The following is a 241-nucleotide window of genomic DNA, read 5'->3' as shown; positions in this document are numbered from 1 at the left end:
GATAAAGCCAGTTTCATACCATCGAAATGTAAGAAGCCGCTCAGGTGGCCGAACCTGAATTCGCTCTCATACCGGACAGAAATATCCATCAGGCTCCCGTCAGATGTTATCCACGATCCGCTCATAGGATCATCAGCTTTTGCCTCAATAAAGTACGGCTTTTCAAATGGTTTTGGTACATCACTGATCCGGTAGAATGTCAGCTTATCGACATATACGCCGTGCTTGCATAGGCCTTCAA

The 241-nt window shown here is 46.1% G+C and carries 1 protein-coding gene; it reads right to left on the bottom strand.

The annotated features are described in order from the left end of the window. Positions 1–241, bottom strand: a 241-nt coding sequence (locus HBA93_RS23075; RefSeq protein WP_221724782.1) for a hypothetical protein, incomplete at both ends; no start/stop codon positions are given.

Origin of the sequence: Ochrobactrum sp. SFR4 (assembly GCF_019730395.1) — a bacterium.
GTDB lineage: Bacteria > Pseudomonadota > Alphaproteobacteria > Rhizobiales > Rhizobiaceae > Pseudochrobactrum.
This window is presented reverse-complemented; position numbering and strand designations above follow the sequence as displayed.